Origin of the sequence: Novipirellula galeiformis, from assembly GCF_007860095.1 — a bacterium.
Lineage (GTDB): Bacteria > Planctomycetota > Planctomycetia > Pirellulales > Pirellulaceae > Novipirellula > Novipirellula galeiformis.
Map to the genome: position 1 here is coordinate 373782 of NZ_SJPT01000003.1, position 14768 is coordinate 388549.

Consider the following 14768-nt stretch of genomic DNA (forward strand, 5'->3'; position numbering starts at 1 on the left):
GTTGTCCTCCCAGGTGAATTTGGGCTCGCGGGTGAATTTGGGCTCGCGGGCTACTTTAACCTCACGCGCTCGACGCATCCTTGACGATGGGCTTGAGTCCCAATCGCAGACGTTCCTTCTCGGGAACCAAGCGGTCGAACTGGATTACCGCTTCACGGTTGTTCGCTTCTAATTCGCGATAGGCCGCCTGCAATTGCGTGCGGATTTCGCCCAGCCCTTTCGAATCCCCCATTTGCTCCAGCACACTGCACCGCTGGGCAAGCGCCAACGTGCGATAGAGCCGATCGATTCGGGGGTCCGCACTTAAACGCTCCAATAGCGATTCCGCCTGCCCAAGTTGTTGTTCGCTCGACATGAATCGAGCCAATTGCAGCATGCTTTTGGCATAGTAGCTCGCATTCGTCGAACTGGCGTCGGGGGGGAAGTTTTCTGGGACCGCCCGCCAGCCTGCTTCGTCATTGCGAGTGACGGCGACCAAGTACTGTTCTTGCACGGAGTCGGTTTGGGGCACTTGCTCGGGGCGCAGCAAACGACCGATGCTCTTGGCGGGTCGCGCTAGCATCGCGGTGCTGACCACCGCGGCGCACAACAGCGGCAGCAGCAAGATCGCCGCATAACGTCGCATCCGTGTGTAACGCCATTTGCGAGTTTCGTCGCTAATGCGTTGCAAACGAATCGTGGCGGCGGCGGTTCCCACGGTGGCTCCGCTGGAAAAAACGGCATCCGTCGTCTTGCCGTGGATTGATTGGAGCAGTTCGCTGGGAGATTGAAATCGATCCTGAGGACGTTTGCGCAGCAATTTCATGATGATCGCAATCAGCCATTCAGGCACGTCTCGCGATCCACGAGCTCGGTCCAGCGGTTGCGGCGTTTCATGCAAGTGCATCACAGCCAAGGCCAACGGATCATCGGCTTCAAACGGTGGTCGCCCGGCCAGCAAGTGATACATCGTCACGCCTAGCGAGTACAAATCGCTGCGGACATCAACGGTGTGCCCTTGCACCTGTTCGGGGCTCATGTAGCGAGGTGTGCCAAGCGTCAGCCCGGCTTGCGTCAAATCGCCGCGTGTGGCATCGACATCCAAACCAAGGCGAGCCAATCCAAAGTCGGCAACTTTGATGATGCCGTTTTCCGACCGCATGATGTTTTCGGGTTTAATGTCACGATGCGTGATCGATGCGTTGGAGGCACTTTCGAGCGCCGAGGCAACCCCCACGATGACTTCGACCGCTTCGTCGACCGAGAGCGAACCTCGCTTGGACAGGACATGACGTAGATTCTCACCGTGGACTAACTCTTGCGCCATGAAATGAAACGAGTCCACACTCCCCACATCGTAAACCTGCACGATGTTGGGGTGGTTCAATTTCGCGGCCGCTTTAGCTTCGCGGCGAAACCGGGTGATGTAGTCTTGGTCACGCGCGTAATCACTTCGCAACACCTTGATGGCAACATCCCGGCCGAGCGTCAAATGGCGTGCGGCATAAACGTCCGCCATCCCACCGCGTCCAAGTTTACGAAGGATTTGGTACTCGCCTAAGCGATATCCAATCAATTTGGATGACGCCAACTCCGTGTCGTCCTGCGGCGCGGGGAAGGGAGTTTCCGATGTCAATGTTGTGCCTCCCCAATCTGCACGAGCACTCGATTCATGCTGCCCGATTCCAAGCCTTGTAAATCGACGGTCACAAATCGGAATCCGATCGCACGTAGCGATTCGTTTAGCTCCGATGCCAACGGGGGACTCAGCAGCCGCGGAAGTTCATCGCTAGGAACCTCCACACGGGCGAGTTCGTCATGATGCACTCGCACCCGTCCGTCGCTGAATCCTTGTTCACGAAGCCACGTTTCGGCTTGTTCGATTCGGGATAAACGTTCGGGCGTGACTTCGACGCCGTAGGCGACACGACTCGCCAAGCAAGGGGACGCAGGTAGGTCTGCGTTTTCTAATCCAAAGAATCGGGCCAGCTCACGGACCTCTTGCTTGCCAAGCCGCAAATCGGCCAGCGGCGTTTGCACCGAGGCGTTTTTCCCGGCCTCGATCCCAGGCCGATAGTCGCCGAGGTCATCCGCATTGGTGCCCGAGACGAGGACCGTCGTAGGATCATGGTTCGCTAATTGCCCCAGCGTACGGTAAAGCGTTTCTTTGCAATAGAAACATCGTTTCGTATCGTTGCGGACGTACTCTTCGCGGTCGCCTTCGTGAGTCGGGACAACGCGCTGCGCAATCCCGATTTGGTTGGCGATTCGCGTGGCCCATTGGAGTTGCCAGCGGGGAACGCTCGGCGAATCCGCGGTAACCGCAACGAGAGCATCGAGCTTGGCACGCGTTGCCGCAGCGGCAACAACACTGCTGTCCACGCCACCGGAAAACGCAACCGTCACACGGCGAAACGAAGCGATCCGCTCGATCAAGCGTGCGGCGTTAGTAGAAACGTTATGCATGAGAGTCGCGTTTAAGAGCAAGTAAAAAAAAAAGGGGGGGGGAAGAGATTGCCAATGACGCTTAAGCAGGCAAACCGAGCCGCTTTCCCAGAACCGATCTGAAAATCAAGACGCCCGGGTGATCGGCTCCGCGTGCTTGCGGCTCCGCGTGCTTACGGCTCCGCGTGCTTACGGCTCCTCGTGCTTACGGCTCCGCGTGCTTACGGCTCCGCGTGCTTACGGCTCCGCGTGCTTACGGCTCCGCATGGATCCGGTGTGCTCGCAGGGGGACGCTTGGACATGCGTTTTTATGCGGCACTGGGAATTACATTTTGCGGGTATCCAAACAACGAATTTCCTCACCGACTCGAAGCAACAATCGCCCCTCGGAATAGGCCGGCGTCGCGCCCGCGGGCCCCCCCAGGTCGACTTCGCCTAACTTTTCAAATGTGTCGCTGGCGCGAAAGATCGTCGCTTGGCCATCCAGGCTGATGATTAAAACTTTGTCGTCAACGATGATCGGAGACGCCCCAAAATTGCCGCCAATGCGTTCTTTCCAAAGGGTTTCGCCCGTCATCACGTTTGCACATGACGCGATCCCTTTGTCATCGATCATGAACAAATGATCGCCTTTGCGTGCGGGGGTCGGAACATAAGGCGAGCCACGGTCGATGCGATACACTTGCTCGGGCTGTTCCTGCTTTGACTTCGGAATGCGAACGGCGACGAGATGATTTCCACCGCCGCCGCTTCCCGCCGTGGCAATGGCAAGGTCGCCCACGACCAACGGAGTGCTGCAGCAACGCGCACTGAACACTGGCAAGCTCCAAAGTAACTCACCGGTTTTGGCATCCAAGCCAAACATGCCATTGCCGGTATCCGCATTAATGACTTGGGCATTGCCATTTTCGGGCTGGAAAATGGCGGGGACACCGTAACACGTTCGCGTGGTTTTCAGCGGCGTTTCCCATACCGTTTCACCGGTTTTACGGTCGACGGCGATCATCCGAGTTTGCCCAGGACTTTCTCCCTGCTTGATTTGGTCGGCCTGCTGAGAATTGAACAGCAAGACCATCGATCCAAACAAGCGTGGTGAGGTGCCAAAGCCATGTTGACTTTGCCAGGTGCCAAAGTCGCGAGACCAAACTTCACGACCTTCAAAGTCAAAGCACTTGAGCGTCGTGTGCTGCGGGTCGCTCCATGCACAATAGATATTGGACGCGTCCGCCGTTGCGGTACTCGAAGCCGCCGTGTTACGCGAGTGAAGATGCCCCACCGCGTGAGGAAACGACTGATTCCAAACCAGGGCTCCCGTCTTCAAATCGAGTGCCCGGACCGCGATCGCTTGCTCCTTGGCGTTCGATGCCAGGAAGATGACACGGTCGTTGGCAACGATGGGGGAACCGACATTGTAAGCGCCGCTGTTGTGCCGCCAGGCATAATCGCCATCCTTCCAACGGTCGGGAAGCGAGCCGTGCGGGGTGTACCCGTGGGCGCTAGCCCCGTGGAATTCAGACCAAGCGGCTTGGGGGGCTGCCACCCCGGTGGTGCGGAGCGGGGACTCCGCAAAGCCAATCGTCTGCAATCCCAAACCAACCAGGATCGCGATCAATGACTTGCCAATAAAACCAGCGGTGGATGTCATATGAGTTCCAAGGCAATTTGAAAGAGGAAGGAGGAGCGTGTAGGGCGGGGCGAAACGATGTTGGGCAAATCGAGGGTGCCAGGGTACCGGATGCTTAAACCGACGCGATTGCATCGATTGTATCGATTGCAAAACAAGTTCGTTTTTTTGCATGCTGCATTGTAAGCGAAAGCGAGCAGTTCGTCCCCGTAGTCCAATCCGGGGGGCTAGATTTTCAGGTAAATCAACATCGTTGCCCCTCCGTTGATGGCCCGTCAATGCACCGCGTCGAATCTTCCAACAACGTCAACCTGCTTTTTGCCCAAGCAGACACCTGGAACCGTCTGGCCTCGGGAGTGCCATTTCGTGAAACATTTTGGCTGAAACCGTGGTGGGATCGATTTGGCGACTCATCAGACGCCTATGTGCTGGTCGCTCGCAACGCGGCAGGCGAAATCCAAGGTTTGTTGCCGCTTTATCGAAAAGCGGGCTCGCCACGGACATTGTGCAACATGGGAGACAACAACGCGTGCACCGATTTTGTCTCCATTTTGACTGACCCCATTCGCGATCCAGCCGAGTCGATTGCGATTGGCAACGCGATGGCCCGTTTCTTGTGCAAGCATGCCAACAGCGAAGCGGAGGGTTGGGATTTGATCGAAATCGATGGTGTGTCCGCCGACGATACGGTGATGCATCATTTTTCGAACGCACTCGGCAACGCCGGATCGATCGTGCATGCCCAATCACGGATGCACACTTGGTTTTTGAAGACCGAAGCCACGTGGGACGAAATGCTGAAAAGCTATAGCGGGCGAACACGCAAGAAAGTGAATGGCTACCTGGCACGTCTCGCGAACACGCCCGGACTGCGAAAGGAGGTCGCGGAAACTCAAGAGCAACTCGACGAATTCCTCAATGCCATGATCGAACTCCACCAACGACGCTGGAACGCCGTGGGCGAACCGGGCACCTACGGCGACGCAAAACTGCGTGACTTCGTGATCCGTGTGGCCAACGAAATGTTCCAAGCCAAGCGTTTGTACCTGCCTGTGCTACGAATGGATGGACGCATTATTGGCGGTGAGCTGTGCTTTTTGAATGAGGATCGTTTGTATGTCTACAGCAACGGATACGATCTCGATGCAGCCGAACTCGAACCCGGTCGGATTTTGAGTACCGTTACGATCAAGCATGCCCATGACCAGCGTCTGCGTGGCATCGAATTCATGCGTGGCGACGAGCCATACAAGCAACGCAATGGAGCGGAGCCGACACAGCTACTTCAACTCCGCGTGGTCGCGCCACGATGGTGGGCCAAGGCTTGCCATAGTGCTTGGTCGGCACAATTTGAATTCAAACAATGGGTTCGCCGCCACACCGGGCGTGATCCAGCGAAGGTGATCGACATGACGCTGACTTCCTAAACACTCGATTCACGATCGCGAGTGCCGTCATGTCGTCACGGCTTTGACTACCTTTGGAGACTCGAGTACTGATCTCGCAGCGCATTATCCTTAGGCGGATTGGTTAGCAAAATGTAACGTGCACGTTGCTGTGCCTGCTGCACATCACCGAGTTGTTTGAGTGTCGTAATCGATTCTAACTTGGCTCGGTGCCAATCGTCGCTGCCCACCGGCAATCCGGCTGCCCAACGATCCCACCACTCAATTGAAATCCGTTTTGCAGCGTCGTTGTCGCTTCTGCTAAGCAGGCTGGCTGCTTGCCGAACGAGATCTCTGGGCGCATCGGGCTCTCCTGCGAGTGCATTGATCGCGGTCGTCGCTTCCTTGATTCGCCCGAGCCAAACCAGACGTTCGGCATGCTCGAGAGAGTTTGCGGAGACCGGCGGCCAACTTTCGATTAGGGTCGCGATCGGAATTCGCAGCGTGGTGTCTTGGCGACCATCTTTCATCAGACGTGCGGCGGCCATTTCCAGCTTGTCCCCAGCGAGTTTTTGCAGCTCCGCCGCTGTGGCTCCCGAGATCCGGAATCGCAACAACGCTTCGCTCGGAGAAACCGTCGCCGCCGCGGAGGGGTCGATCGGCGGCAAATCGTCCAAGTCAACGCGGTCAAAAAAATACGTTGCGAGATGACGATAACGCTCCGCCACGCTGGGTTCGTCCATCGATTTTGCAAACGCGTGCTTTAGCCGGGGCATCATTTCAATGCGTGCGGCTTCGTCGCTTGATTGAAACGCATCTTCCCAAAGTTCAAAGGCGGTCTCGAAATCGTTCACCCCCAGCGTGGTCGCAACCTCCGCTGCATCGACGCGTCGTTGTTGCGCGGTGTATAGTTTGACCAGCCAATTCCCCGCTTGGTTCGCTTGCTCGCTGTCCGGCCAAGTGGTGATCGTGGTTTGCAGCATCGCTTCGAGTTCCGTGGCGGAAACCTTCGCTTGCGACTTCAGAATCGCAGCCTGCAAATGAGCCGCTGCGGCCCCGGAGCCCGACGGCTTCAACGTTGCCACCCCCGACAAGATGTCCGCTGCATCGCTCGGTTGCTTTGCGGCCACAAATGCGGCAGCCGATTCGAGCGAGCGTTTGATCGCACGGTCAGGAGTCGATTCGGCCATCGCCGCACTCGCGAGCAATTGAGCCGCACGAACGGGGTTGCCATCACGCAGGTATTGTCGCCCTTGGGCGGCCACGATCCCGGGATCCATGCGCAAAGGGGATTCGCCGCTAGAGGCATGGCTCGGTGCGGATCGCAACACGTCAATCGCAATCGTTTCGGCGCGGCGACGGCCATACGCTCCGTGGCGTTTGCCGATCATTTCCATCCAATCCCCGCCCTGGTTTCGATCGTCAGCATCGCGAAGCAGGAGCGACTCGAGGCGAACCAAATCCATGTCAATTGAGAGCGGAGCCTGCGAAGGAGATGGCTGGTAAAACGCATCGAGTTTCCGAAAAGCTTCATCGTGACGGTCGCTGCGCAGGTCGATCAGAATGTCTAACGCACGCATGCGAAGATCCGACGCCACGGGAACTTCGCTGACGAGTTGGTTGAATTCACGGCGTGCACGATCAAAGTCCTCGCTGCGCAAAAGCGTAATCACGCGAAGCCGTTCGACTTCGTTGCGGGCTTGGCATTCGCTCGGCAACTGTGTCAGCGCCTCGTCGGCGGCTTGCAACGCCGCCGTCGAGGCCGCCAAGCGGTCGTCGCTACCACGCGGAAACAGCTCGGTCCCCATCAACTTCACACGCACAAGATCGACCTGGGTTTGCTGAGCCAAACGAGCCAAATCGCTTCCCATGGCCGCGGCCTCAGGCGTGGTGGGGGAGCGTGAGTCGAGCCGCGTTTTTGCTTCGAAGGTCGTCGTCGCGAGCGTTTCCAGTACCGAGGCCGCGGCCGTCAATCGGCGAAGCGCTCGCTCAGTGCGTTGTTCGTCAGCGGGATGGATCATCACCGCCAACAAATCGTGTTCGGCGGCGGCCGTTTCCACCCCAATCAACTGCGATTGAAGAAACAAGGCTCGCGGATGTTCAGGATACGAATCAAGTAATTCGCGAATCGGTTTTTGGGCGGCGAGTATTTCTTGGTCCGAAAAGTCTTCACGCGTTCGTCGCTGGGCGGTTTCCAGCTCGCAATACCAAAGCGTCCAACGCGCGTATGCGTCGCTCATCGGCGAGGTTGATTCGAGCCCGCGGAGGATTAGGTTTTCCGCGACATCGAACTCCGTTCGGCGAATCAACTCGGCGATCAAATCCGCATCTCGATCATTGCTGGTCCTGCCGACCGCGGTGGGCTGGGCCGCGGAGGATTGGGCAAGCACCAAGCCGCACGGCAAGAACAGCGTGAATACGATTGCAATCAAGAATCGAGCGCAGGATGCGGGCATGGTAATCATTCGGCGTTCGCAGCGAATAGAACTCGATCGGCGCCCGCAACTCGGGCGATATCATAAACCAGAATCGCTTCGGCAATCGCGATGTTGGGCTCGGGGTCGACAATCACCGGCGGCTGAACGCCCAGCTTCAAAATCTCTTTTAATCGACTCTCCAGCTCGCCAGTATCGCGTACCGGTTGTCCATTCAATTCGATCACATGGCCGCCTTCTCTCGCGATCATGCGAACGATGAGCTCATCAAAAATCTCGATAGGTGGCGCATCAGCCGGATCGTCGCGGGTGCCTATCGTGGGGGGCTGAGCGACTGCGCTAGGGAGGTCGAATTCAGGCTGTTCAAAGCTGCTCGTCCAAACAAAAAACACCAGCAGCAGAAAGACGACATCAATCATCGGCGTCATTTCGACATCCAACGAGCCCTGAGAGCGTCGTAACGGAACCTTCATTATTGGTTAGCCTCGCGAACCGAGATCGTGACATCATGGATCCCAACGAGTGCGGCTTCGCGTAGGATCGGTTCGATGTACTGGTAGACAACCGAACCGTCGGTTCGCAATCTTAGCGACGCATTGGCGCCGCTGCGGCCAACGTGATCGAGCAGGATCGCCTGCAATTGATCGGCGGCGATGATGTCTCCCGAGATCCGGTAGTTCGATTCAGCATCGACCGTGACGGTCAACGCAACGCGATCGGGGGAGGCGGGTAGAAAGGTGCTTGCGATCGGTAAATCGACCGGCAAATAGTTCTCCTGCCGAGCGAGGTGGCTCGAGACCAAGAAAAAAATGATCAGCAAAAAGACAACGTCGATCATCGGCGTCATGTTCGCACCGACCGGGGAGACGTTGTTAGGATTGGGAACTCGCATAGCCGTCAATGTAGCGAAGTTGTGTTGGAAAAATAATACGGCCTTTCACGTTCCCAATGAGGTGCGATACGCTATGATGATGAAAGACACGCTCACTTTTTTGAAAAACTTCCTTCGTCATCCGACCCAAGTCGGGGCAATCGTGCCGAGTAGCGCCGGTTTGGTTTCCGCGATGGTCGATTGGTTCGATTGGGATTCGGCACGCAATGTCGTCGAGTTCGGACCGGGGACAGGCGTTTTCACCGAAGGAATCATCGATCGATTGCATCCCGATGCAAAGTTTTTTGCGATCGAACGCTCCGCGGAATTGGTCGCAGCGACCCGCCAGCGTTGTCCCACCGCGACCGTTTACGAAGACAGTGTGACGAACGTGGTCGAGCTCTGCCGACGCGAATCAATGCCCCATGTCGATGCAGTGATTTGTGGGCTGCCGTGGGCATCGTTCTCCGAATCATTGCAAGCCGAGATCATGGACTCGATGCTGGAGGTGTTACGACCGGGGGGCCAATTTGCCACCTTTGCGTATTGGCAAGGCTTGGCACTGCCAGCGGGGCAACGGTTTTCACGTCGCTTGAAGCAAACCTTCCCCGAGGTGGGGCGAAGTCACACGGTGTGGCGAAATTTGCCGCCAGCGTTCGTGTATCGATGCAGCCGAACGTGAGTAGAAAAAAGCCCAAGCGATCCACGGACGGGGCGAGCTCGCTGGGCTAACCGACGATGGGCTAACCGACGATGGGCTAACCGACGATGGGCTAGCCGACGATCTGGTGGTAGCTCCATCTACAAATTTGCCATGCCGCATAGATCAACAGCGCGGTGTAGAGCGAAACGATCAGAGCCCAGAAATAACGCTCGACATTCGAAAATGCCTTGTTCATCCACAGCAAAGGAATCCCCAACGCTCCGGTGACCAAGAACAGCGTTGCCAGCACTGCACCACGACTTTGCAATAAACGACGTTGCTGAAAAGGGGGCGTTGCCGCTGGTGACGGGGGCACCGGGACATCGCCGGCCGCCGATGGCGATGCGGAAAGCTTGGCTTCGATTGGCGACTCATCCTGGTCGGCATGCGGGTTCATTGCGAAACTTCGGGCGTGGTGGAGGCAGGTAAATTCTCTACAGGTGCATTCGCAACAGGTGCATTCGCAACAGGTGCATTCGCAACAGGTGCATTCGCAACAGGTGCATTCGCAACGGGGGCATTCGCAACGGGGGCATTGCTGTCACTCAAACGTTGTTGAGCCTTCAGCACCAACGGTCCTACGTTGCTATTGCTCGCATACAACTCAATGATTGAGTACCAGATTTGCCGTGCGGCGACCACATTGCCGCGGCGGTGTTCTCGCTCCGCTTCATCGAGTTTTTCTTGCAGGATGATTGCGGCTTCGTCCTTGATCAAGGAGCGATTTTCAATCTGAGCGATTTGGCGTCTGGCAAGATTGACGAACGGACGATATTTGGGATCGTCGCCGAGCAAGGTTTCCATGCTGCGGTATTTGTCCAACGCCGTCGAGGTGTCACCGAAACGTTCAAATTGCTCCGCTTCGGCATACAATCGCTCCCCTTCGTTTTTGATCGCTAGGTTACGCTTTAACTTGACCGCTAAGGCGTGCTCGGCCTGCATCATTTCAATCCGATCGACCTGTTCTTCGGCCCAAGCGGCATGTTCGCCGTCGGGGAATTGAGCGATCATCGGGCGCAGGTAGTTGTTCTTCGCTTGATTCATGGACGTTTGAGTTTCTTGCGAAAGGAGCGTTTCGGCGCGTTTTCGCATTTGATCTTCGTTGAGCGGCCAAGCGACATAGCCGAGCATCAACAACATGGCGACGAGAACGCCAATCAAAACCCACGACTTGTCATGCCAAAGAGTGGCATCGGGGTGCGATTCTTTGTCGACATCAACCAATTCACGACCGAGCAACGTGCGCGCCTCGTCTCGCTCTTTTTGGTCGGTCACGCTCAACGGACTGAATCCCGAGGAAGCATGCTCGGCAACGCCCGCGCGTGACATCGATCGACGTCGCACCTCGGCAAGGGCGAGCTGAACCGCGGGGGCGCCAAACGGACGTGCCGACGGATCTTTTTCGAGCAGTTGAGTGATTAGCTTGTCAAACCAAACCGGACAATCCATCACCAAGGATGCAGCGGACGCAGGAATTTGTTCTCGAACATTTCGCGTCACTTCTTCGACCGTATCGCCCTGGACCGGAGGGCGTCCGGTGATGGCGAAATAGAGCGTCGCCCCCAACGAATACAAATCGGACCGGTGGGTGATCGATGTCGGATCGTCGATCAGTTCTGGAGGACGAAAGGCAATTTCGTGAAGCGTGGGCGGACGCGATGTCTTGAAGTGCGACTGGAATCGATCGGTACGAACATCAACGAGCAGCGGGCTGAGCCCGGCGTAAACAATCTTGTCGGGGGCAAGGGCCCCGTAGGTGATCCCTTTCTCGTGCAGATAACACAGGGCCGCAATGATCGGCTCGGCAAACTCAAGCACCGATTCCCACGGCAAACGGCCACGTCTCTCTAATTGTGCGGCCAACGTTTCCCCTTCGACCAACTCATAAGCAAGGTACGCGTCCTTGTCTTCGAAGCCACCGCCGTAGCAGCGAGCGATCGCCGGGTTTTGCAGCGTTTTGAGCGTTTCCCACTCGGCCGCGAATTGAGTGCGTGCCTCAGGGGTCGCCCCAAACGGGGACGAAAAGACCTTGACGGCAACGGCCTTCTTCAATTGCACGTGAATGGCACGCCACACCGAACTCTGCGACGGATGGTCGCCGAGTTTGGTTTCGATGGCTAAAGGTCCAAGTCGACTGCGGGGCATGGTGACGGAGTGGGGAGAACCGAGGAGAAGAGGGGGGACAGGCGATGACATTGGCCGCGTCCGCCGGGGTAGGATTCTCCCCAGTGCGGTAGGCTGCCTTCGCTAAAGCTCACTTAGGTTGCATCAATTTGGTCTTTCAAGTGTGCAAAGAAGATCGCCTTGTCGGCATTGTATCGCTCGAGGTCCCCTTCGCCACGCCGCCATCGCTTCACTTTTGCGGCTTCAAAATCGACCGCTGATTCGGCATTTTGACGCAGATAATCGCGAATGGAAACCGCCTCAACCCAAGCGGGACTCATCGCCATCATTAAATAGACGCAGTGGGTCGGGTCAGGGGGGTCAGGGGTAACATAACGAGGTTTGCATAGCGTGATACAGGATCCTGCCCACAATGGCGATGCGACTCGGCGGTAATTCAGTCCTTCGATCAACAATGCGGCACGCTCCATCATATCGGCTTCGCTCACCCCTGCGAGCAAATCGAGGGTCGGACGGGCGATGAGCCCCGAAATCGCGGTGCTGCCGATATGAACGACATCGACCACCCGCCCTTCACATGATTGCAGGATGCTACTTCGTGTTTGCTCGAATTCTTGACGCCATCGTGGATCAAAGTGCATCAAGCGAACGGGATTGGTTTCCATCGGAAAAATGTCTTGAGGCCTCGCGAGAGAATCAGGTGGATCACTTGAATGTAACCGAAGTCGGCACGTTTTGGAGCTAGCGTGTCAATCCAGGCCCCGTCGAGTTCGCCGACGCGTGCGATCGATCGCACGCGTCAGCAACCCAATAGCGGCTTGCAAAAAAACCGGGCCAACGAATTTCTCGTTGGCCCGGTTTGCGATTTCAGAACGAGGCTTGCACACCCAAGCGACGCATTAACGGCTGGTCAGCATCGCGACCTTCGACGATTCGATCTGGCGTTGGATCGATTCGACATAGGCGACGTCTGCGGCGCACATCCGTGACATCGGTACGGTGCACGTTTTGCCATTGGATTTCAGCAAACGAACGCTGCCCGAATTGATTTCGATCAAACGCCCATCGGTGCGGAAGCTGCCGGTGTTATCGATCCAAGTACGCGAGCGAGTGTCCGATATCGAAGTCACGCTAACCGAACTCTTTTCCGAAACGACAAGCTGGGTCGAGTCTTGAGCAGCGGTCTGTTCCGCACCGCGTAGCTCGGTAGCCCCCTTCGCCACTGGAGCGGTGGATCGCTCGACGTTGCCGAACAGATCATCGATGGAGGCTCCCGCGGTGTCCTTTTCGGTTTTGGTTTCTTCCGCTTCGGCGGGTTGGCCAAACAAGTCGTCGATCGATTCGTTCGCAGGCGCCGCTTCTTCGGCTGGGGCTGCGTTGAAAAGATCGTCGAGACTATCGGCCGGATCTGCAGGAGCCTCAGTTTTGTCCGTAGCGGCAGCAGGTTTTGCTGGTTCACCAAACAAATCGTCGAGGTTCGTATCCCCCACGGCTGGCTCAGTCGCAGGAGCTTCCATTTCCACAGCGTCAGCAGGAGCTTCCGCGGCGGGAGCCTCTACCGCTGGGGCATCGCCACCAAACAGATCGTCGAGGTTCGTGTCGCCAACGGCGGGCTCGGTTGCAGGTGCTTCCATCGCTGGAGCTTCTGCAGCGGGAGCTTCCGCGGCGGGGGCGTCTGCCGCTGGGGCATCGCCACCAAACAGATCATCGAGGTTCGTGTCGCCAACGGCGGGCTCAGTCGCAGGAGCTTCCATTGCTGGAGCTTCTGCAGCGGGAGCTTCCGCGGCGGGGGCGTCTGCCGCTGGGGCATCGCCACCAAACAGATCGTCGAGGTTCGTGTCGCCTACGGCGGGCTCGGTTGAAGGTGCTTCCATTGCTGGAGCTTCTGCAGCGGGAGCTTCCACGGCGGGAGCGTCTGCCGCTGGGGCATCGCCACCAAACAGATCATCAAACGCATTCGGTGCTGGCTTTTCTGCAGGAGCTGGTTTTTCCGCTGCAGGGGCATCCGCCGGAGCAGCGAAGATATCTTCGTCCATGGCGGGCTTTGCCGACTTCTCTTCACCGCTGGCTGGGGCGTCTGCACCAAAAATGTCGTCCACTGCAGGTGGCGTAGCTGGCTTCGCAGGGGTTTCCGCTGGCGCAGGATCGCCGAACAAATCGTCTGCAGGAGCTGGTTTGGGTTCTTCCGCAGGAGCTGGTTTGGGTTCTGCCGCAGGAGCAGGCTTGGGTTCTGCTGCAGGAGCAGGCTTGGGTTCTGCCGCGGGAGCTGGCTTGGGTTCTGCTGCGGGAGCTGGTTTGGGTTCTGCCGCAGGTACAACCGGAGCTGGCTCCGCTGCTGGAGCGGGAGTCGCTGGGGCTTCCGCAGGCATGTCCGAGCTAGAGTCCACCGCATCCTGAGGTGCTGCGAAGGGTGAATCCGAGGGAGAGCTTGTTGCTGGACCGCTTGGGATCGTTTCGATCGTATCACCCTCGATGGTGGCGCCATGCTCGAAGGGTTGTTCCATCACCGCGGGTGATTCAACACTTCCCTCTTCGTAGACCATCGGAGCGGGCTCAACCACCACACCGGCGTCGACACCGCTGTAATCACAAACGCAACTGTTATCCACAACCTCGTAAGTAACTTCAGCACCGCAATGCACAGGCGCTGGCTCGCAACAGCCGGCTGCGGAGGAGATCACGCCATGCGTGACAACGCCGTGGTGGCCACAACCGTGGGCGACGGGCGCCGAGATGATCGGGCTGGGGTAACAAGCATCGACACAGAGGGGTGCCGAGACAATCGGTGCCGGAGCACAGAAGACAGGTTCACAGGAAGGAGCTGGTTGACAGCAGGCATTTCGAAGAAGCCACCCTGCCGAAGCAGGACTGATGCCAACGAGGCAACTCAATGTGGCAACGAGGCTCCATCGGTAAAGACGTCGGGCCGTGCGTTTCATAGTTAGTTTTGTCTCCTCCGCACCACTGGGGGGCGGGTCGCGTGCGAGTATTAAGGCGGGATAGGAATCCGTTGGCCAGCGTTAACTCCGAGTTCCGCAACATCGTCTCGAAACATCCGCGTCAAGTTCGCGTTAAGTCCGCGTGGGCCTTCATCCACCCTCCCATGCTAGTTATCACAAAATCAGCAGGCAAGCAGCGAATTATGGTTAAATTGAGAGCCGTAGGGCGACGGGTGGGGTTTTAAGGAACGAATCACCAGAAT

General features: G+C 57.4%; 12 protein-coding genes. 2 read left to right on the forward strand and 10 right to left on the reverse strand.

The features are described from left to right. Positions 1–61: 61 nt before the first annotated feature. From Pla52o_RS09595 to Pla52o_RS09605, 3 genes are all read right to left on the reverse strand, one after another. Positions 62–1615 (reverse strand): protein kinase domain-containing protein, encoded by a 1554-nt coding sequence (locus Pla52o_RS09595; protein WP_231612216.1) that lies wholly within the window; start codon positions 1613–1615, stop codon positions 62–64. Next, complete coding sequence (gene larE / locus Pla52o_RS09600; protein ID WP_146594391.1) at positions 1612–2445, reverse strand: ATP-dependent sacrificial sulfur transferase LarE; 834 nt, start codon at positions 2443–2445, stop codon at positions 1612–1614. The genes Pla52o_RS09595 and larE overlap by 4 nt, the downstream gene beginning before the upstream one ends. Positions 2446–2749: 304 nt before the next feature. Further along, the gene (locus Pla52o_RS09605; RefSeq protein ID WP_146594392.1) at positions 2750–4069 is read right to left on the reverse strand and encodes an outer membrane protein assembly factor BamB family protein; all 1320 of its coding nucleotides are present in this window, start codon (positions 4067–4069) and stop codon (positions 2750–2752) included. Between the two features lie 257 nt (positions 4070–4326). On the opposite strand from Pla52o_RS09605, the gene Pla52o_RS09610 reads away from it, so the two are divergent. After that, the gene (locus tag Pla52o_RS09610) at positions 4327–5475 is read left to right on the forward strand and encodes a GNAT family N-acetyltransferase (protein WP_146594393.1); all 1149 of its coding nucleotides are present in this window, start codon (positions 4327–4329) and stop codon (positions 5473–5475) included. Between the two features lie 47 nt (positions 5476–5522). Here the strand turns inward: Pla52o_RS09610 and Pla52o_RS09615 are convergent, their stop codons facing one another. Genes Pla52o_RS09615 through Pla52o_RS09625 form a run of 3 tightly spaced genes read right to left on the reverse strand, consistent with a single transcriptional unit; the run spans position 5523 to position 8760 of the window. Beyond that, positions 5523–7889 carry a hypothetical protein gene (locus Pla52o_RS09615; RefSeq protein WP_146594394.1) on the reverse strand — a complete coding sequence of 789 codons (2367 nt, stop codon included), beginning with the start codon at positions 7887–7889 and terminating at the stop codon, positions 5523–5525. Between the two features lie 5 nt (positions 7890–7894). Continuing rightward, positions 7895–8341: an ExbD/TolR family protein gene (locus Pla52o_RS09620; protein WP_146594395.1), complete on the reverse strand. Its 447-nt coding sequence runs from the start codon at positions 8339–8341 to the stop codon at positions 7895–7897. Further along, positions 8341–8760, reverse strand: coding sequence for an ExbD/TolR family protein (locus Pla52o_RS09625; RefSeq protein ID WP_146594396.1), 420 nt, complete (start codon positions 8758–8760; stop codon positions 8341–8343). Before Pla52o_RS09625 ends, Pla52o_RS09620 begins: the two co-directional genes overlap by 1 nt. Here Pla52o_RS09625 and Pla52o_RS09630 point away from each other — a divergent pair. Then, entirely contained in the window at positions 8714–9421 is a 708-nt protein-coding gene (locus tag Pla52o_RS09630; RefSeq protein ID WP_146594397.1) for a class I SAM-dependent methyltransferase, read from the forward strand. The genes Pla52o_RS09625 and Pla52o_RS09630 overlap by 47 nt on opposite strands. Before the next feature lie 91 nt (positions 9422–9512). Here the strand turns inward: Pla52o_RS09630 and Pla52o_RS09635 are convergent, their stop codons facing one another. The 4 genes from Pla52o_RS09635 to Pla52o_RS09650 form a co-directional block, all read right to left on the reverse strand. After that, positions 9513–9839, reverse strand: coding sequence for a hypothetical protein (locus Pla52o_RS09635; protein WP_146594398.1), 327 nt, complete (start codon positions 9837–9839; stop codon positions 9513–9515). Beyond that, positions 9836–11587 carry a serine/threonine protein kinase gene (locus Pla52o_RS09640; protein WP_146594399.1) on the reverse strand — a complete coding sequence of 584 codons (1752 nt, stop codon included), beginning with the start codon at positions 11585–11587 and terminating at the stop codon, positions 9836–9838. The genes Pla52o_RS09635 and Pla52o_RS09640 overlap by 4 nt, the downstream gene beginning before the upstream one ends. A gap of 113 nt (positions 11588–11700) precedes the next feature. Then, the gene (locus Pla52o_RS09645) at positions 11701–12231 is read right to left on the reverse strand and encodes a GrpB family protein (protein ID WP_146594400.1); all 531 of its coding nucleotides are present in this window, start codon (positions 12229–12231) and stop codon (positions 11701–11703) included. Between the two features lie 234 nt (positions 12232–12465). Then, the gene (locus tag Pla52o_RS09650) at positions 12466–14175 is read right to left on the reverse strand and encodes an SHD1 domain-containing protein (protein ID WP_146594401.1); all 1710 of its coding nucleotides are present in this window, start codon (positions 14173–14175) and stop codon (positions 12466–12468) included. Positions 14176–14768 lie beyond the last annotated feature (593 nt).